Raw genomic sequence first — 17,136 nt, forward strand, 5'->3', positions numbered from 1 at the left:
TACGGCGAGGGGAAAATTGCCGGGGCATTCACTGCGGGTCACCGCGGCGTACCCGGTGGCAAAACCGCTGTCGTCGGTGCGGCCCAAAGCGGATATGTAAGCTGTCGACATCGAATGGAAGCATCCAAATGCCAAACACAAACCCCTCACCAGGCCTTTCATCCCTCAAGTCCCTGTCCACCTATAAGGCCTGGGCCCACCTGGCATGGCTGCTGATGCCCATGCTCTCATGGGCCGGCGGTGCGGAATTCGCGTTGCGCTGGAGCAGCGGCGGGCCGGTGTCCGCCGAGGAGGCCGTGGCGGTGATGGGCCTGGAGGGCAGCCGCAAGGTCACGGAATATGAGGTGGAGTACTTCACGGTGTCGGCGCCGCCGGTGGCCACCGAGCCGCCGGCGATAGGCCGCAGGCGAACCCGGTCCGACGGCAAGGTCGAGCTGACGCTGAAGTACCGCAGCCCCCAGCCCTTCGGCAGCGGCTTTGACACGGAGGCGGCCTGCGCCCTGGGGAAAAACACCAGCGTCAAGCAAGAGACCGACATATCAGTGCTGCAGACGCTGGAGCCCGGCCGGGCCTATTCGATTTCCTGCGAGCGCGAAGCAAAGAAGGTGCTTGATTTTCCCGAAGCCATGCGTGCGAAGGCCATGGGCTGCAAGAACCGCATGAAACGCGTTGCCGTCGGCGCGTTCAAGGTGGAGGAGTGGCAGCTTCCCCAGGGCCGGCTTCTGGAAGTCTCCATGCCGGGGAGTGACACGCCGCAGGATCTCGCGCTCTTCATGGCAAAGGTCAAGCCCTTGCTGGACAAGGGTGTGGTGGTCGTGGATCGCAGCAAGACCCAGGCGGGAAGCGGCTGCGGCTAGGATTTACGCAGATTTATTACAGGGCTACCGCGCAAGCGCGACCGCATCGGCACCCGCCGGGTAGTGCAGCGTGCCGTCCGCATCGTTCACGGCACGCCACACCGCTTGGGCCACGTCCGCCGCGGTGGTCACGGCCGTCATCGTTCCCAGCGAGGCAAAAATGCTTTGCGCGAATGGCGCATAAGCCTCGGGAATCAGGCCCTGCATGCGTTCGGCCCCGTTCGCGGTGAAGCGCGTGCCCGGCCCGTAACCCGGCTCGACCAGCTTCACGCCGATATTGAAGGGCGCCAGCTCCAATGCGAGCGATTCGGTAAAACCGGTGATCGCCGTCTTGCTCGCGGTATAGGCTGCCACCAGCGGCATAGGCGCCAGCGTCACGGTGGATGTCACGTTGACCACCAGGCCGGCCTGGCGGGCGCGGAACTGCGGCAACACGGCCTGGGCCATGGCCATCATGCCGAAAGTGTTGGTTTCGAAGATCTCGCGCACCGTGGCCATGGGCGTCGCCTCAAAGGCACCGAAGAGGCCCAGGCCGGCGTTGTTCACGAGAACGTCGATGGGCCCGGCGGCCTCGATCGCCGCGGCGATGCTCGCGGGCCGGGTCACGTCCAGCGGCAGCACGCGCAAGTGTTCCGAAGGCGGCAGCACCTCCGTTCGCGGCGTCCGCATGGTGGCAATGACTCTCCAGCCCTGGGCGTGGAAGTGGCGCGCGGTTTCCAGGCCGTAGCCGGAGGAGCAACCGGTGATCAGAATGGTTTTCATGCTGTGTTTCCTTGGGTGTGGGTTTGAGGTGGCGTAACGATATCGCCCAGAGACAGGACTTACTACAATTCAGAGTCCGTAATTAATTCGCAAAAGTCCGGATATGGTCGACCCTCTCGCCGAAGTCATCGCGCTGCTCAGGCCGCGCGCCGTGTATTCCAAGGTGATCAGCGGCGCTGGTGCCTGGGCCGTGCGCTATGCGGAATTCGGCCAGCCGAGCTTCTGCACCATGCTGGAGGGCGAATGCGTCCTGGCCGTGGACGGGCAGCAGCCCATCACGCTGGTGGCCGGCGATTTTTTGCTGATGCCGGCCACTCCCGGGTTCACGATGTCCGCGGTGGCGCCGGCGGCTCCCGTGTGGATGGATCCCAAGGCAGGACCCGCACCCGAGGGTGAAATTCGCCATGGCCATCCTGAAGGCCCGCCCGACGTGCGCATGTTGGGCGGCTATTTCGCTTTTGATTCACCCGATGCGGCCCTGATGGTCTCGCTGCTGCCGGCCGTGCTGCATGTGCGCGGCATAGGGCGGTTGCCTCTGCTGGTGCAGCTTGTGAGGGAGGAGTCCACGGCGCAGCGGCCCGGCCGTGAGCTGGTGCTCGGGCGGCTCATCGAAGTGCTGCTCATCGAAGCGCTGCGTGGCGCGCCCACCGACGGCGCACCGCCGGGGCTGCTGCGCGCCCTGGCCGACACCCGGCTGGCCGCCGCGATGCGGCACATGCACGGCGAGCCCGCGCGCGCATGGACAGTGGTGGAGCTCGCGAAGAAGGCGGCGCTGTCGCGGTCGGCTTTCTTTGAGCGCTTCTCGCGCGCCGTGGGCCTGCCGCCCATGGAGTACCTGCTGGCCTGGCGCATGGCCATCGCGAAAGACCTGCTCAGCCGCGGGGACGTCGCGCTGGCCGAGGTGGCCGAGCGCGTGGGCTACAGCTCGGCCAGCACCTTCAGCACCGCGTTCAGCCGCCATGTGGGACAGGCGCCGGGTCGCTATGCGCGACGGCAAGAGACTGTCCTGTCTTAGGACGGCGTCGCGTGAAAATGCAAGCCTGATAGATTCGGGCATGCTAGAAAACCACCGGCTGAAAGAGTACAAGGAAGCACCATGTCAATGACCGGAAACTGCCTGATGTTGTCAGAAGCCCAATTGGCTGCCGTCATCGAAGATCCGGAGAAGGCGATAGCCCTCGCTTACCCGGAGGACGATCAGCTTCCGCGCGCGCTGGACCTGGATAAATCGTGGCATCTGGTTCACTTCCTGCTGAACGGCGAGACGTGGGGTGGGGAGCCGCCACTGGGCAACGTCATTCTGGGCGGCACGGAATTGGCGGAAACCGACGCCGGTTATGGGCCGTTCCGGTACCTGGTCGCTTCCGAAGTTCGCGATTCGTCATTGGCACTGGCGCAGGTCTCGGCCGATGATTTGTGGCGTGGTTTCGACAGGCAAAAGGTAAGGGACGCCGAAATCTACCCTGAGGCCTGGGTGGGCGATGAGACGGAACGAAGGTACATCAGGCAAAACTACGAGGCGCTGCGCGAATACTTTGCAGAAGCCGCGAAGCAGGGTGCCGCAATGCTGCTATACATATCGTGACGCTGGCCCTTGCGGCCGCGGGTCGTTCCAGGCCGAAAACCCAACCACGCAAGCCATGAAACCCGAAGTCCAGCCCAACAAAATTGTCGTCCTGTCCGGCTCCGGGGTCAGTGCGGAGAGCGGCCTGCCGACCTTCCGGGACTCGGGCGGCCTGTGGAGAACTTTCTCGTGGCAGGAAGTGGCAAGCCCTGAAGGCTGGAAGCTGCGTCCCGAATCGGTGCTGGCCTTCTACAACGAGCGCAGGCTGCTGGCCTGGCAGGCCAGGCCCAATGCGGCGCACACGGCAATCGCTTCGCTGGAAGCGGCTTATGAGGTGGTGGTCATCACCCAAAACGTCGATGAGCTGCATGAGCGGGCCGGCTCCAGCAAGGTCATCCATGTGCACGGCGAACTGGCCTATGCGCGGGGTACCTCCGAAACGCCCAAACGCTACCGGATTGATGGAAACCCGATTTCCATGGGGCAGCTTTGCGAAGACGGCACCCAGCTGCGGCCCGATATCGTCTGGTTCGGAGAGGAGATGCGGTTTTTCGAGGAAGCGCGCATGCACGTCGCCACCGCCGCCAGGGTGCTGGTGGTGGGTACCTCACTTTCGGTCTATCCCGCCGCTTCGTTGGTGAAAGCGGCGCGGGGCAGGGCGAAAAAAGTGCTTGTCGCATTCGAGGTCAACAAACCGCCCTACGGATTTACTTTCATGCGGGGCAAGGCGACCGAGATCGTCCCTGCCCTTGCCACCACCTGGCTCAAGGAAGCGGCCCAGCCTGCAGGCTGAAGCAGTGCAAAGCCGCAAGCGCGGTGCCGCCTTGCCATACGGTGTAGCCTACGCCCATGGATTCCCTGATCACCGCCTCTTCGCGCGCGCTGGCCGCCGGTGATGCGCTGGGCGCGCTTAAACGGGTGGCGCTGCGCGACGACCCGCCGGCGCTGGCCTTGCGCGGCATTGCCATGGCCCAGCTCGGTGAGCACCCGCGTGCGCGCGAGCTGCTGCGGCGCGCGGCGCGCGGCTTCGGCGCGCATGAGGCCTTGTCGCGTGCCCGCTGTGTGGTGGCCGAGGCCGAGGTGGCGCTGGCCATGCGCGACTTCACGGGCTCGCCGCGCGCGCTGGCGGCGGCCTCCGCCACGCTGGACGCCCACGCCGACCATGCCAATGCGCTGCAGGCCTGGCTGGTCACGGCGCGCCGTTTTTTGCTGCTGGGCCGGCTCGAGGAGGCCAGGGCTGCGCTGGCGCGGCTTGATGCGCGCGGCCTGCGGCCCTCGCTGAGGGCGGTGGCCGAATTGACCGCGGCCGAGCTGGCGCTGCGCTCGCTGCAGGTCGGTGAGGCGCGCCTGGCACTGGCGCGCGCACAGGCGGCGGCCGAGCGCGCGCAGGTGCCTGCCTTGCAGGCCGAGGTGGCGGAGGCGCGGGCCGCGCTCGACAGGCCGGCCGCCCGGCGGCTCACACCCGTCGGCGAGCAGGTGCTGCGCCTGGACGAGGTGTCGGCGCTGCTGGCGTCCGACGCGCTGGTGGTCGATGCCTGCCGGCATGGGGTTGGCGCCGGCGGGCAGTGGCGGCCGCTGGCGCGCCGGCCCGTGCTGTTTGCCCTGGCCCGCGCGCTGGCCCAGGCCTGGCCCGGTGATGTGGAGCGCGAGGCCTTGATTGCGCAGGTGTTTCGCACTAGGCACCCTGACGAGACACACAGGGCGCGCCTGCGGGTCGAGATAGGCCGGTTGCGCGCATTGGTCAAGCCGCTCGCGGCGATTGAAGCGACCGAGAGGGGTTTTATCCTGAAGCCGCTGGGCGGACGCGACGTGGCCGTGCTGGCGCCGCCGCTGGACGGCGAGCAGGCCTCGCTGCTGGCGCTGCTGTCCGACGGCGCGGCCTGGTCCACCTCGGCCCTGGCGCTGGCGCTGGGGGCCAGCCAGCGCACGGTGCAGCGCGCCCTGGCCGAGCTGGAAGGCGAGGGGCGGGTGCGCTCCATAGGCCGGGCGCGGGCCCAGCGCTGGCTGGCGCCGCCGCTGGCCGGATTCACGACGATCTTGTTACTCCCCGCTGCGCTGCCGATTGGATAGAGTTGTCTCCATGGCGTCGATGAACGGCGCGACAAGGAAGCACGATGACAAGCAAGACCCTCAGCAAGACACCCGAGCCCAAGGCGCGACCCGCCGAGATCGTGCGCGAATACGGCTTCCCCGGCATCAACGACATCGCCGGCGTGACCCATGACGGCCAGCGCGTCTGGGCCGCCGCGGGCAGCCAGCTGATTGCGTTTGACCCGACCAGCGGTGAGCAGATACGCACGCTGGACTGCGCGGGCGACGCCGGCACTGCCTTTGACGGCAAGTACCTGTACCAGATCGCAGAGTCGCGCATCGCCAAGATAGACCCGGCCAGCGGCAAGGTGCTGGCCACCATCCCCGCGCCCGGCGGCGGCGGCGACTCGGGCCTGACCTGGGCCGAAGGCAGCCTGTGGGTGGGCCAGTACCGCGATCGCAAAATCCACCAGATAGACCCCAAGACGGGTGCCATCCAGCGCACGATTGAATCGAACCGCTTTGTCACCGGCGTGACCTGGGTGGACGGCGAACTCTGGCACGGCACCTGGGAGGGCGACGATAGCGAGATACGCCGCATAGACCCCCAGAGCGGCGCCGTGATCACGCGGCTTGAAATGCCGCAGGGCGTGGGCGTCAGCGGGCTGGAGTCCGACGGCGCCGACCTGTTTTACGCGGGCGGCGGCAAGAGCGGCAAGGTCCGCGCCGTGCGGCGGCCCAAGGCTGCGTAAAGCCGTATAGAACGCAGCGCGCAAGGCAGGCAGAGCCCTTGCGCTGAGAGTTTCCCCGGCCTTCAGGCCACAACGAGCGCACCCGGAACCAGCACGGGTCGGGCAGCGCATTGACCCACGCGAACGGCTCATCGAGCCAAGGAGAGCACCATGAACACACCCAACACACAAACCAGCACCGCGAACCACGCCATTGTGCCCAGAGACCAATGGCTGGCCGAGCGCAAAACCCTGCTCGCGCAGGAGAAAGAACTGACGCGCCTGCGCGACCAGGTCGCCCGCGAGCGCCGCGCGCTGCCCTGGGTCCAGATCGAGAAGAACTATGTCTTCGACACGCCTCAAGGCAAACGCTCGCTGGCCGAGCTGTTTGAAGGCCGGCGCCAGCTGATGGTGCAGCACTTTATGTTCGGCCCGGGCTGGGAGCAGGGCTGCCCGAGCTGCTCCTACATGGCCGACCACACGGCCGGCATGCAGGTGCACCTGGAACATCGTGACGTGACGTTTGTGGCCGTCTCGCGCGCGACCCTGCCCGAGATTGAGCGCTTTCGCCGGCGCATGGGCTGGCAGTTCGCCTGGGTGTCGTCCAACGGCAGCGACTTCAACTACGACTTCCATGTGAGCTTCAGGCCGCAGGACCGCGTCGACGGCACCGTCAACTACAACTACGGCATGGTGGAGTTTCCGGCCGAAGAGGCGCCCGGCATCAGCCTGTTTTACAAGGACGGCGAGGGCCGGGTCTTTCACACCTATTCGACCTACGGCCGCGGCGTGGAAGTAATGATGGGCACCTACAACATGCTGGACCTCACGCCCAAGGGCCGTGATGAGACCGACGGCTTCTACAAGATGGACTGGGTGCGCCACCATGACCGCTACGAATCGCAGGCTGTGTTCACGCCCGCGCCCGAAGTCGATGCGTGCTGCAGCACGAAAGCCTGAGCGGACGGGAGTAACGCGACCATGGCAAGCCTTTGGCTCTGGCTGGCGGTGGCGGGCGTAGGCGCCCTGCATGGGCTGAACCCCGCCAACGGCTGGGCTTGCGCCGCCGCCTGGGGCTTGCGCTCAGGCAACCGTGCGCAGGCCTTGCGCGCGCTGTTGCCTGTCGCTGTGGGGCATGTCGCCTCGATTGCGTTGGTGGCGGGCGCCGTGGTGTGGGGCGTGGCCATGGACCGCTTCGCGCTGCAAGTCTTCGCGGGCGGCCTGCTGGCCGGCTGCGCCGTGCTTCACCTGTGGGGCCGCGCGCCCAGGGCGGCACGCGCGCCCGCGGGCCATGTCGGCCTGGCGCTGTGGTCTTTCATGATGGCCGGCGCGCAGGGCGCGGGCCTGATGCTGGTGCCTGCGCTGGTTCCGCTGTGCGCGGGGGAGGCATCGCTGGCCGGGATGGACGGCTTGGGCCCGCTGGCACTGGCGTTCGCGGCCTTGGTGGTTCATACCTCGGCCATGCTGGTTGTGACCGGCCTGGTGGCCAGCGGGGTGTGTCGGGGCGTGGAGGCCGGCGTCCCTTGGCTGGGCCGCCTCAGGGATTTAGCCGAGCAGGCGAAACAGGCCGTAAAGCGACAGCAGGGCCGTCAACACCAGCATGCCGGTCTTGACGCCGCGGCCACCGACCAAAGTTCCGATCACGCTGCAGGCCAGGATGGCGCCGAGGATGTAAGTTGTTTTCATGGGCTTGATGGTAATGCTTTGCCGGGTTCTATTGATGTGTCCGTAACTTATGACACCCCGCCGTTCGGGCTGAGCTTGTCGAAGCCCTTCGACAAGCTCAGGGCGAACGGTAGTCATGTGTCTGTCCTGATTTATGAAAATCTCAATAAGCCCGCGAAAGCCGCCGCGCAGGCTGCGAGCCACCGCGCGGCAGGCTGGCGCTGAACAGCGCCGCGGCCAGCGTGACCAGCCACGAGTAGTACACCCACAGCAAGAAGGCCAGCAGCGGCGCGAAGGCGCCGTAAATCGTGCGGTAGGTCGGCACATTGGCCAGGTAGATCGCGAAGCCCTGCTTGCCGAGCTCAAACGCGATGCCGGCCAGCATGCCCCCCGCGATCGCATCGCGCCAGCGCACCACGGTGTGCGGCACAAAACGGAACAAACAGGCAAAGCCCGCGGCGCTCAGCACCATGGGCCCGATGTTCAGCGCATGCGGCAGCCAGCCGGGCCGCGCCACCGGCAGCCCGCTGGAGGCCGTCGCCAGATAAGACGCGGCCCACAGGCTGGCGCCTATGAGCACCGGGCCGGTCAGCAGCATGCCGAGGTACAGGCCCAGCCGGCGCAGCAGCGGGCGCGGTTTTTTGACCTGCCATATGCGGTTCAGCGTCGTCTCCACACTCATGAGCAGTGCCAGCGCCGATACCAGCAGCAGCGCAAAACCCACCTGCGTCAGCCCGCCGGTATTGCCCGCGAACTGCGCCAGGTGCTTGAGCACCGTACGCGCGATGCCGTCCGGCAGCAAGCCGCGCAGCAAGTGCTCACGTATCGCATCCCCGGCCGCATGCAGGGCCGGTATGCGCGCGAACAGCGCAAAACTCAGCGCCAGCAGCGGCACCATGGACATCACCATGGTGAAGGTCAGCCCGCCCGCCGCCTGGGGCAAGCGCTCCTCCCGGCCACGCCGCAGCAGCCGGCTGATCAGGCCGCCCTGGTTTCTGCTGCTGCTTGTGCTCGTCGTTGCCATGCGGGGAATATAGCGGGGGCTGTGGGGGTTTCCGTCGGTACGCCGGGAAATACCGGGGTTTGCGCGTGTAAACGCGGCGTCTGCGCGACAAAGCTGGGTTGGGTGTGGTGCTGGACAAAAATGTGGCCCCCGTACACACGGGATTTTTTGTTTGGCAGCTATAGTGCAAATCTCACTCCACCGGACAGGCGCACGCAGGCCAGGCCATGCCGGCTATCTCAAACCTCAGGCAACATGCAATGAACCATCTGGTCCTGCTCGGCGACTCCATTCTCGATAACGGTGCTTACACCGCCGGCGGCCCGGCTGTCATCACGCATGTCCAGCGACAGCTTCCTGAGGGCTGGTGTGCTTCCTTGAGTGCGGTGGATGGTTCGACTACCGACGATATCCATTCCCAACTGAAGGCGCTTGCACCGGACGCCACGCACCTTTTGCTCAGCGTTGGGGGCAACAATGCCTTGCTTCGCGCCGATGTCCTGGAAACGCCCGTTTCGTCGAGCGGTGAGGCGCTGCTCCTGCTGTCCGAAGTCGTTCGCGAGTTTGAGCTGACGTATCGACAGGCTGTGACTGCCTGCCTTGGCTTCCATCTTCCGCTCGTCGTTTGCACCGTCTACCACGGCAATTTTCCGGACGCGAACTACCAGCAACGGGTCGCAGTGGCGTTAACAGTGTTCAATGACGTGATCATTAGGGTTGCCATAGAAAATCGTCTCAAAGTCATAGATCTCCGGCTCGTTTGCACGTCTGCGGACGACTACGCGAACCCCATTGAACCATCTGCCTCCGGCGGGGAAAAGATTGCGCAGGCGATTGTCCGCGCCGTCATGGAGCCAGCCCATTCCCTGCGTGGAGCTTATGTGCTTGCTGGCTGACCATTTCTTTAAACGAGCCTGGCCATCGCGTTTGCTTAAGCCAAAGTACAAAGGAGATCAATGAATAGCGCCGATGCGGAAGCTCTCAGCCTCCTGATGTTGCAACTGAACGCCAGAATGAATGACAGCGTGCGGTTCATGAAAGAGAAGGGCACGCCCGAGGAGTTCACCGCGTACCGCTTGCAGGCCGCCGAAGTCATGGGCGCACTGCATGGGATCGCCGAAACCCTGTATGCCCAGCACCCGCATTTGAAGCCCAGCGAACTGGGCGGCACTTATTCGGTGGATCCCGCTGTTTTCAAGGACAGCTTCTATGTGCGGAGGCAGCATGACGTATAAGACATCACTCCTACGGCGTGAGCCCTCAAAATTATGCGTGTACTAGTTATCCCCCCAGCTGCGCAGCGCGATGAAGAATCGATCCAGATGCTCAGCGCCTGGATCGCAGAGAATGGCCTGCATTGCACGCTGAACGTTGGCATGTGGCGCGAGACAGGGATCGACGAACCCGCCGCCTGGGGAAAACTTCTTGCTGATGTCGCCCGCCATATTGGAGCTGCACTGAAGGAGCAAACAGGAGCCAATGCTGTGGCTGTTGTTGATTCAATCGTTCGCTCCTTTCTGGATGAACTGGGCGAGCCAACAACGGATGCGCAAGGGGGTTTTCATGCCGGCGCGAATTGAAAGCATCACTCCAATGCTCCTCTATATGAATGCCAGCTGCTCAATCAATGCAAATGTCAATGGACGTTCTGCGGTGATGTCTGGCCTGCATAGCTTTGGGCCCAGGTATTTCCAGCGATAGGCCCAAAATGGACAAAGAACGCGCCAACCAGGATATCGCGAACGCACGCCGGGAACTTCTCGCGATGGAGAACATGCTGCGTGCCATGCGTGGCGAAGCTCCCTTGCAGTCCCTTCCGGCGCAGATGCGTTGCGGTTTCTGCGCCAGAAGTGAGGCCGAGGCGGGGATGCTGGTCGAAGGCATCGGCGTTTATATCTGTGAGGCGTGTGCCTATGCGGCCTTTCGCAAGCTCCAGGGAAGAGGAGACTGAGCGCTGCCGCCTGCGTCAAACCTTAAACTCAGAATATGCCGCTTTACGTTAATGCCCGATCCTATGTAGAGGCCGTGTACGCGCGATACCGATCCCTGCAGGGTTATGGTGATACCGGAATTTCCAGGTCGCTCGGGCGCCGATTTCCGCGAATCTGCCGTTTTGAAACGCAGTTCCAGCGCCCGAATCTTTTTCGTTTTGCCTTTGAAAGTCCGCACCCCAGTCCGCGGCGAAAGCACCTGGTCTCCAGGTGCGTCGTAGGGAGCGACGGAGCCGCACCTTACTTTTTCTCAAAGTACTACTCAGGTGAGCCGGAGCTTGACCATCCCGAGTCCTTCGAATTGGCAATCGCAGGCGCCACCGGAATTTCCAGCGGTACGGCTCACACGATTGGGGCCCTGCTGTTTGAAGAGGTTGGTGGGTTCACGCTTATGGATCTCAAGCGCATTCGCTTTCGCCAGAGCCGTGTTATGCAGGGCGTTCAATGTGTGTGCGTGTCTGGCTTGCATCCTCGGGGAGGAAGGGTGACTGCCTGGTTCGGCGCCGAGGACATGCTTCTTCGGCGACTCTATAGCAGTAGATTCAACGCCGAGGAGTTGCGGTTCAACCCTGTCGCAACAAGCAGTGCTTCTCGGGAGGCCTTTCTTGCTCCGGTGAACGGCGCCCCACTTGTCGCCCCACTTCAAGCGCGCGCCCATTCGTAAGTGGGCTCAAATACGTGAGTCAGACAGGAATCCATGGAAACGCGAGATAGCGATAAAGATACACAAGCGTCACAGGCTGCGCCCATAGCTACTCGCAGGCTTTACTGGTTGGCGGGGGCCTTTTCTCGCAATCGCCCTGGTCGCTTTTGCCGTTCTTGGCCGCGGGGGCCCCGGGCTTCTTGTTTCTGTCGCTCGTAGGTGCTTGTTTATTCATGTTTCAGATGCCGCTTGTCCAGGCTGTTCTGCTCAATACTGAAAGATGCAAGGATCGCCATGGTGCGGTTTGCGCTGCGGCGCTGCTGCTGACCTTGATGACGCTCTGTTTTCCGATCTTTTTGGGCCTGTTTAACTTCTACTAAAACGGCGAAGCCGTGCAAGGAAATACTTGGCATCAAAATCAGAAAAACTCCTGGCCGTTTATGCGCGCTTCGCCCAGGCCATTTCCGCCATCCCGGATGAAAAGGCCTGGGAACTCGCGCTGGTCGCCACCGGGGTTCCAACCTTTGTTGCCGAGGCCCGTCCACAGGGTGCCAAGCCCACAAGTTCGCAGGTCGTCTCCGGCCTGGAGCAGGGATTGAGGGACATGCTCGACCTGATTGGCGAGGTGGATAGCCAGTGGCGTGGGGCTGTTTCAAAGGCGCTGCACGATGCGGTGGCGGCGGAGTATCCCGAATTTCTGCTGCTTGAAGCTGCGCGTCTCGGGAAGGTTGTGGCTCGGGGAAAAATCAGGACCGAGGCCGAGTTCCATCTCGTGAGGCACAGGATAGATGTTCTGGAGAGCGAGCCTGAGTTGCCTGAGGCTTTAGGGAAGCTCTATGCCTTGGTCGGGACATATGAAGTCCGTGACTAGCTATTGGGATTTTCTGGTTGGCCCTTGGCAGGGAAGGGGGCAAGAACAGGAACGGCGAAATCCTATCTGGTAGCCTGTATTCCGTTCCGCCGTTTTGCGGGATGTGTTTCAACGTCAACCCCCAAATTTATGTTGCGCTGGTCTGAATCTTCAAAGCTGCGTGAGCTGTCACTGTTCTACGCCAAGCTGCGGGAAACGCCTGGAGCAATTACGGACGAGCAGGTAGTCCAGATGATCCGGAGCACGTTTTGGTCGGCGAACTGCTGGAGCTTTGTCGAGGCCGCGTTTGCCATCATCTCTCCTGCTTGTGCGATGCGTCCTCATTTGACCAAGCTTCTCATCGAGGAGCCAATTCGAGCCATGGTTTATGGCGGGCTGGAGGACCCGGGTGCGGTAGTCACTCAGGGACTTGCCTTAGCCGGCAAGCCCGACCCCGAAGTTGAACTGACTTTAGAGGGAAAGAAATGGCTGCTGGAGGAGTGGCCCAAGTTCGAAGCAGTTGCGAGGCAAGTCTTCCAGGAAATCCAGGATGAAACTGCTGGGAGCTAGCACCCCTGGCTGAGCTTCATCTCGTGACAAGAGTTCTCCTACTTCCATGCAAGACAAACCCAATCCCCCAAGCACCCAAGGCTATGCCGAGCAAGCCGAGGTGCTAATCCCCCAGTACGAAGCCATTCCCTTTGTCAAACGCCACGAGGCCGAGCTGCATCTTTTGCCCAAGGCCCCAAGCCGCATCCTGGACATAGGGGCGGGGACCGGCGTCGACGCGGCCTGGTTTGCGGAGCAGGGGCATAGCGTTGTGGCCGTGGAGCCGACTGCGGAGTTTCGGACGGCGGCTATGCGCCTTCACCCCTCGCCTTTGATCGAATGGCTGGACGATGTCTTGCCGGGGCTGGATGGCGTGCTGTCGCGCGGGCAGCGCTTTGACGTCATCATGCTGAGCGCCGTGTGGATGCACCTTGACGAAGCGGAACGCCGCGCCGGCATGCCCAGGCTGGTGTCGCTGCTGGCGCCTGGCGGGCTGATCCTGCTGTCGCTCAGGCACGGGCCCGTCCCGGCCGGGCGGCGCATGTTTGAGGTGTCGGGTGAGGAGACGATGGAGCTTGCGCGGCAGCATGGACTCAAGGCTGTGCTGAACACACAAACCGGGTCATTGCAGCCGGGAAATGTCGCCGCCGACGTCACATGGACCCGGCTCGGCTTCAGGCAGGAAAGCTAGCGGCCCCGGCGTCATACCAGGGGCCGCGCGCTTCAGGGTTTGCTTAACCCAGGTTGACCGGCACAAAAATCTTGCTGTCGCCGCGCTGTATCAGCAGGGCCACGGATTTTTCGGACTTGGCCACGGTGGCGCGTACCTGGTCTATGTTTTTCACGGGCACGCCGTTGATGGACAGCAGCACGTCGCCGGGCTGCACGCCGGCCAGGGCCGAGGGGCCGCTAGCCTGTTCGACGACCAGGCCGTTGTCGACACCGGCTTCCTTCTTTTCATCAGGCTGCAGCGGACGCAGTGCCAGGCCCAGCTTGCCGTGGTTGGGGCTGTCCTTCTTGGCCACGACCTGGCCGGTTTTGTCGTCGGCGCTGCCGAGTTTGGCGCTGATCTCCTTGGCCGATCCCTGGCGCCAGACGTCGAGCTTGATGCTGTCGCCGGGCGCAGCCAGGCTGATGAGGGCGGGCAGGTCGCCGGAGGAGACGATGGGCTGGCCGTTGACGCGGCGGATCACGTCGCCGCTTTGCAGGCCGGCCTTGTCGGCGGGGCCGCCTTTTTCAACGCTGGAGACCAGCGCGCCTTCGGGCTTGTCGAGCTTGAAGGAGTCGGCGAAAGTCTGGTTGACCTCCTGCACGGCCACGCCCAGGCGCGCATGCTCGACCTTGCCGGTGGCCACGAGCTGGTTCTTGATCTTGGCCGCGACGTCGATGGGAATCGCGAAGGACACGCCCTGGTAGCCGCCGCTGCGGGTGTAGATCTGCGAGTTGATGCCCACCACCTCGCCGCGCGTGTTGAACAGCGGCCCGCCGGAGTTGCCGGGGTTGACGGCCACGTCGGTCTGGATAAAGGGCACGGCGCTGTCGTCGGGCAGCGAGCGGCCCTTGGCGCTCACGACGCCGGCGGTGACGGTGTTCTCAAAGCCGAAGGGCGAGCCTATGGCCAGCACCCACTCACCGACCTTGAGCTCGCTGACCTTGCCCAGGGTGACCACGGGCAGGTTTTTGGCGTCTATGCGCAGCACGGCGACATCGGTCTTGGGGTCGGCGCCCAGCACCTTGGCGCGGTATTCGCGGCGGTCGGTGAGCTTGACGGTGACTTCTTTCGCATCGCGCACGACGTGGGCGTTGGTCAGGATGATGCCGTCGGCGCTGACGATGAAGCCCGAGCCCTGGCCGCGTGTGGGCATTTCCTGCTGGGGTGCGCTGCGCCCGCCCTGGCGGCCCTGGCCCTGCTGGAAGCGCTTGAAGAACTCGAAGAAGGGGTCGCCGGAGAAAGGCGAATCCTCATCATCGTCACCCTGGGCGACTTCATTGCGGACCTTGGTGGTGCCGGTCACGCTGATGTTGACCACGGCCGGGCCGTAACGTTCAGTGATCTGCGAGAAGTCGGGCAGGGCCATGGGGACGGAGGCCGTGGCGCTTGCCGCGGCGGGCGCCGTGATGGCCGGCGGCGTGGCGGCCGTGGCGGCGGAATGCAGGATGTTGATGGCGCCGACGCCGGCGCCGCCAATGGCGCCCGCGGCCAGCAATGCGGCGACAAGCCGGGTGTTCTTCAATGCAGTGGATGACATGGCGTGCTTCCTTGGGTTAATGGCACTCCCTGGTGCCGATAGACCTAACTATGGAGACGCAGCCTTAGACGGGGCTTAAGCGGAGCCGCTCACAAAACCCTCCTGGCGTTGTTGCGCCGCCTTGCCAGGACCGCTTCGCTGGGTTTTGTGAGCGGCTTTAGGCGGGCTCTAGGCAGCAGAGCCGGAAACAGGCGGTTCTGCCGGAAAGCGCACGTCCACCCTGAGCCCGCCCAGGCGTTCGGAACGGCCCAGCTCCAGCGTGGCGCCGTGCCGCCCGGCAATCGCCTTGACGATGGCCAGACCCAGGCCGCTGCCGGCCGGCAGGGCCGCATCGGCGCCGTCCCCTTCCTGGGCCGCGCGGAAGAAGCGGTCGAACACGCGCTCGCGGTCCTGGTCGGCGATGCCGGGGCCGCTGTCTTCCACCGTGAGCACGGTTTCATCATCCTGCGGGGCCAGCGACACGTCGACCCGGCCGCCGGCCGGTGTGTATTTGACGGCGTTGTCCAGCAGGTTGCGCAGCAGCACGCGCAGGGCCTCGGCCTGGCCCGTGACCTGCGGCGGCTGCGGCAAGGAGGTGCCCGCCACCATGCCCAGGTCTATCTGCTTGTGCAGGGCGTGCGGCAGCACATCGGCCACGGCGAGCTTGATGACTTCCTGCAGGTCCACGGGCGTGGGGGCTGCGGCCTGGGCCGCGCCGGCTGTCCCGACAGTTTCGCCGGCTTCCTCGCGGGCCAGCACCAGCAACTGCTCGACCAGGCGTATCGCCCGGTCTATGCCCTGGTTGAGCCGGGCGATGCCGGCCTCGTGTTCGGCGGGCGTGCCGCCATTGCGGCGCAGGGCCTGGGCCTGCAGCTTGAGCGCGGTCAGCGGCGAGCGCAGCTCGTGCGCCGCGTCGGCCACAAAATGTTTTTGCACCTCGAAAGCGCCGCGCACGCGGCCGAACAGCAGGTTGAGTTCGTCGACCAGCGGGCGCACCTCGTCGGGCAGGCCTTCGGCGGCCAGCGGCGACAGATCGTCGGCGCGCCGGCCGGCCACCTGGCGCCGGGCGCGTTCTATGGGCGCCAGCGAGCGGCTGATGACCCACCAGACGGCCAGCATCAGCAGCGGCGTCAGGAACACAAAAGGCAGAACGGCACGCACCGCCAGCGCGCGCGCGCGGGCCGAACGCGCATCCAGGTCCTGGGCGATCTGCACGGTCTGCAGCGCGGTCTGCAGGGTGTAGACGCGGTAGCGGTTGCCGTGGGCCTCCACGTCGGAAAACCCCAGCACCGCGCGCGGCGGCAGGGCCGAGCGCGTGGAGCGAAAGATCTGCGTGCCGTCCTGGCCCCAGATCTGCACATAGACCTCGAAGCGGTCGTCGACGTCGGCCTCGTCCAGCGGCAGGTTAAAGGGCACGCCGCTGCGCAGCGAGCGCGCCATCTGCCGCAGGTGCTCGTCGAACATCGAATCGGCCTGCTGCAGCGCGCCGCGGTAGGCGGTGGCCGCCTGCAGCAGGGCGGCGAGGAAGATCGCGGCCAGCACAAACCAGAGCAATCTTTTCCTCAGGGAATGAGTGACGGGCTTCCTCATTGTTTAGGCACCAGGTAACCAAGCCCGCGCACGGTTTGAATCACGTCGTTGCCCAGCTTTTTGCGCACGCCGTGGATATAGACCTCGACGGCATTGCTGCTGACGTCGTCCTTCCAGCTGAAGAGTTTTTCCTCGAGCTGGGCGCGAGAGAGCACCACGCCGGGTCGGGCCAGCAGGGGTTCCAGCACTGCCCATTCGCGTGCCGACAGGGTCACGGGCTGGCCGTTGAGGCTGGCTTCGCGCGTGGCCGGGTTCAGGCTCACGCCCTTGTGCTCGAAGGCCGGCTCGGCGCGGCCGGCGCTGCGGCGCAGCAGTGCGCGTATGCGCGCCAGCATTTCGTCGGTGTCATAGGGTTTGACGACGTAGTCGTCGGCGCCGGCGTCCAGCCCGGCGATGCGGTCGCCGACCGCGTCGCGCGCGGTGGCCACCAGCACCGGCGTGGTGTCGCGGCGTGCGCGCAGGGCGCGCAGCACCTCCAGACCGTCGCGCTGGGGCAGGCCCAGGTCCAGCAGCACCAGGTCGTAATGTTCGCTGCGCAGGACTTCATCGGCCATGCGGCCGTCGCGCACCCAGTCGACCGCGTAATGCTCGGCGCGCAGCACCTGCAAAACGGTTTCGCCGATCATGGCGTCGTCTTCGACCAGTAATAGGCGCATTGTTGTGTCCTTCGCA

The 17,136-nt window shown here is 64.6% G+C and carries 21 protein-coding genes; 15 read left to right on the forward strand and 6 right to left on the reverse strand.

What is annotated here, in order from left to right; translation table 11 throughout:
* Window positions 1–128 precede the first annotated feature (128 nt).
* A complete protein-coding gene (locus ACEN8I_RS01940; protein WP_413325721.1) occupies window positions 129–857 on the forward strand; it encodes a hypothetical protein in 729 nt (242 codons plus the stop codon).
* A gap of 24 nt (window positions 858–881) precedes the next feature.
* Here the strand turns inward: ACEN8I_RS01940 and ACEN8I_RS01945 are convergent, their stop codons facing one another.
* Window positions 882–1,619, reverse strand: coding sequence for an SDR family oxidoreductase (locus ACEN8I_RS01945; protein WP_413325723.1), 738 nt, complete (start codon window positions 1,617–1,619; stop codon window positions 882–884).
* A 103-nt stretch (window positions 1,620–1,722) separates the two neighbouring features.
* Here ACEN8I_RS01945 and ACEN8I_RS01950 point away from each other — a divergent pair, with 103 nt between their 5' ends.
* From ACEN8I_RS01950 to ACEN8I_RS01980, 7 genes are all read left to right on the forward strand, one after another.
* Window positions 1,723–2,634 carry an AraC family transcriptional regulator gene (locus ACEN8I_RS01950; RefSeq protein WP_413325725.1) on the forward strand — a complete coding sequence of 304 codons (912 nt, stop codon included), beginning with the start codon at window positions 1,723–1,725 and terminating at the stop codon, window positions 2,632–2,634.
* A gap of 81 nt (window positions 2,635–2,715) precedes the next feature.
* Window positions 2,716–3,204: a YfbM family protein gene (locus ACEN8I_RS01955; RefSeq protein WP_413325727.1), complete on the forward strand. Its 489-nt coding sequence runs from the start codon at window positions 2,716–2,718 to the stop codon at window positions 3,202–3,204.
* 55 nt (window positions 3,205–3,259) lie between these two features.
* A complete protein-coding gene (locus ACEN8I_RS01960) occupies window positions 3,260–3,976 on the forward strand; it encodes an SIR2 family NAD-dependent protein deacylase (RefSeq protein ID WP_413325729.1) in 717 nt (238 codons plus the stop codon).
* A 56-nt stretch (window positions 3,977–4,032) separates the two neighbouring features.
* On the forward strand, window positions 4,033–5,253 hold the full coding sequence (locus ACEN8I_RS01965; protein WP_413325731.1) for a helix-turn-helix domain-containing protein: 1,221 nt from the start codon (window positions 4,033–4,035) through the stop codon (window positions 5,251–5,253).
* Window positions 5,254–5,297: 44 nt separating this feature from the next.
* Window positions 5,298–5,966, forward strand: a complete 669-nt coding sequence (locus ACEN8I_RS01970; RefSeq protein WP_413325733.1) for a hypothetical protein — start codon at window positions 5,298–5,300, stop codon at window positions 5,964–5,966.
* A gap of 150 nt (window positions 5,967–6,116) precedes the next feature.
* Window positions 6,117–6,905 (forward strand): DUF899 domain-containing protein, encoded by a 789-nt coding sequence (locus ACEN8I_RS01975; protein WP_413325735.1) that lies wholly within the window; start codon window positions 6,117–6,119, stop codon window positions 6,903–6,905.
* A 21-nt stretch (window positions 6,906–6,926) separates the two neighbouring features.
* Window positions 6,927–7,835: a hypothetical protein gene (locus tag ACEN8I_RS01980; RefSeq protein ID WP_413325737.1), complete on the forward strand. Its 909-nt coding sequence runs from the start codon at window positions 6,927–6,929 to the stop codon at window positions 7,833–7,835.
* On the opposite strand, the gene ACEN8I_RS01985 is transcribed toward ACEN8I_RS01980, so the two are convergent.
* Entirely contained in the window at window positions 7,774–8,634 is an 861-nt protein-coding gene (locus ACEN8I_RS01985; protein ID WP_413325739.1) for a YhjD/YihY/BrkB family envelope integrity protein, read from the reverse strand. The genes ACEN8I_RS01980 and ACEN8I_RS01985 overlap by 62 nt on opposite strands.
* 239 nt (window positions 8,635–8,873) lie before the next feature.
* On the opposite strand from ACEN8I_RS01985, the gene ACEN8I_RS01990 reads away from it, so the two are divergent.
* The 4 genes from ACEN8I_RS01990 (at window position 8,874) to ACEN8I_RS02005 (ending at window position 10,564) form a co-directional block, all read left to right on the forward strand.
* The gene (locus tag ACEN8I_RS01990; RefSeq protein WP_413325741.1) at window positions 8,874–9,509 is read left to right on the forward strand and encodes an SGNH/GDSL hydrolase family protein; all 636 of its coding nucleotides are present in this window, start codon (window positions 8,874–8,876) and stop codon (window positions 9,507–9,509) included.
* A gap of 60 nt (window positions 9,510–9,569) precedes the next feature.
* Window positions 9,570–9,848: a hypothetical protein gene (locus ACEN8I_RS01995; RefSeq protein WP_413325743.1), complete on the forward strand. Its 279-nt coding sequence runs from the start codon at window positions 9,570–9,572 to the stop codon at window positions 9,846–9,848.
* A gap of 33 nt (window positions 9,849–9,881) precedes the next feature.
* Window positions 9,882–10,193: a DUF5076 domain-containing protein gene (locus ACEN8I_RS02000; RefSeq protein WP_413325745.1), complete on the forward strand. Its 312-nt coding sequence runs from the start codon at window positions 9,882–9,884 to the stop codon at window positions 10,191–10,193.
* A 128-nt stretch (window positions 10,194–10,321) separates the two neighbouring features.
* Window positions 10,322–10,564 (forward strand): ClpX C4-type zinc finger protein, encoded by a 243-nt coding sequence (locus ACEN8I_RS02005; RefSeq protein ID WP_413325747.1) that lies wholly within the window; start codon window positions 10,322–10,324, stop codon window positions 10,562–10,564.
* A 910-nt stretch (window positions 10,565–11,474) separates the two neighbouring features.
* Here ACEN8I_RS02005 and ACEN8I_RS02010 read toward each other — a convergent pair.
* Complete coding sequence (locus ACEN8I_RS02010; protein WP_413325749.1) at window positions 11,475–11,660, reverse strand: hypothetical protein; 186 nt, start codon at window positions 11,658–11,660, stop codon at window positions 11,475–11,477.
* Here ACEN8I_RS02010 and ACEN8I_RS02015 point away from each other — a divergent pair.
* The 3 genes from ACEN8I_RS02015 to ACEN8I_RS02025 all read left to right on the forward strand — a co-directional run bounded on the left by ACEN8I_RS02015 (window position 11,654) and on the right by ACEN8I_RS02025 (window position 13,337).
* Window positions 11,654–12,118 (forward strand): hypothetical protein, encoded by a 465-nt coding sequence (locus ACEN8I_RS02015; protein ID WP_413325751.1) that lies wholly within the window; start codon window positions 11,654–11,656, stop codon window positions 12,116–12,118. The genes ACEN8I_RS02010 and ACEN8I_RS02015 overlap by 7 nt on opposite strands.
* Window positions 12,119–12,247: 129 nt before the next feature.
* Complete coding sequence (locus ACEN8I_RS02020; protein WP_413325753.1) at window positions 12,248–12,667, forward strand: hypothetical protein; 420 nt, start codon at window positions 12,248–12,250, stop codon at window positions 12,665–12,667.
* 46 nt (window positions 12,668–12,713) lie between these two features.
* Window positions 12,714–13,337 (forward strand): class I SAM-dependent methyltransferase, encoded by a 624-nt coding sequence (locus tag ACEN8I_RS02025; RefSeq protein ID WP_413325755.1) that lies wholly within the window; start codon window positions 12,714–12,716, stop codon window positions 13,335–13,337.
* Window positions 13,338–13,380: 43 nt separating this feature from the next.
* Here the strand turns inward: ACEN8I_RS02025 and ACEN8I_RS02030 are convergent, their stop codons facing one another.
* The 3 genes from ACEN8I_RS02030 to ACEN8I_RS02040 all read right to left on the reverse strand — a co-directional run bounded on the left by ACEN8I_RS02030 (window position 13,381) and on the right by ACEN8I_RS02040 (window position 17,120).
* Window positions 13,381–14,895: a DegQ family serine endoprotease gene (locus ACEN8I_RS02030; protein WP_413325757.1), complete on the reverse strand. Its 1,515-nt coding sequence runs from the start codon at window positions 14,893–14,895 to the stop codon at window positions 13,381–13,383.
* Between the two features lie 168 nt (window positions 14,896–15,063).
* The gene (locus ACEN8I_RS02035) at window positions 15,064–16,464 is read right to left on the reverse strand and encodes an ATP-binding protein (RefSeq protein WP_413325759.1); all 1,401 of its coding nucleotides are present in this window, start codon (window positions 16,462–16,464) and stop codon (window positions 15,064–15,066) included.
* Window positions 16,461–17,120, reverse strand: a complete 660-nt coding sequence (locus ACEN8I_RS02040; protein ID WP_413325761.1) for a response regulator — start codon at window positions 17,118–17,120, stop codon at window positions 16,461–16,463. Before ACEN8I_RS02040 ends, ACEN8I_RS02035 begins: the two co-directional genes overlap by 4 nt.
* Window positions 17,121–17,136: the final 16 nt, after the last annotated feature.

This window comes from Polaromonas sp. CT11-55 (assembly GCF_047303325.1).
Lineage (GTDB): Bacteria > Pseudomonadota > Gammaproteobacteria > Burkholderiales > Burkholderiaceae_C > Polaromonas.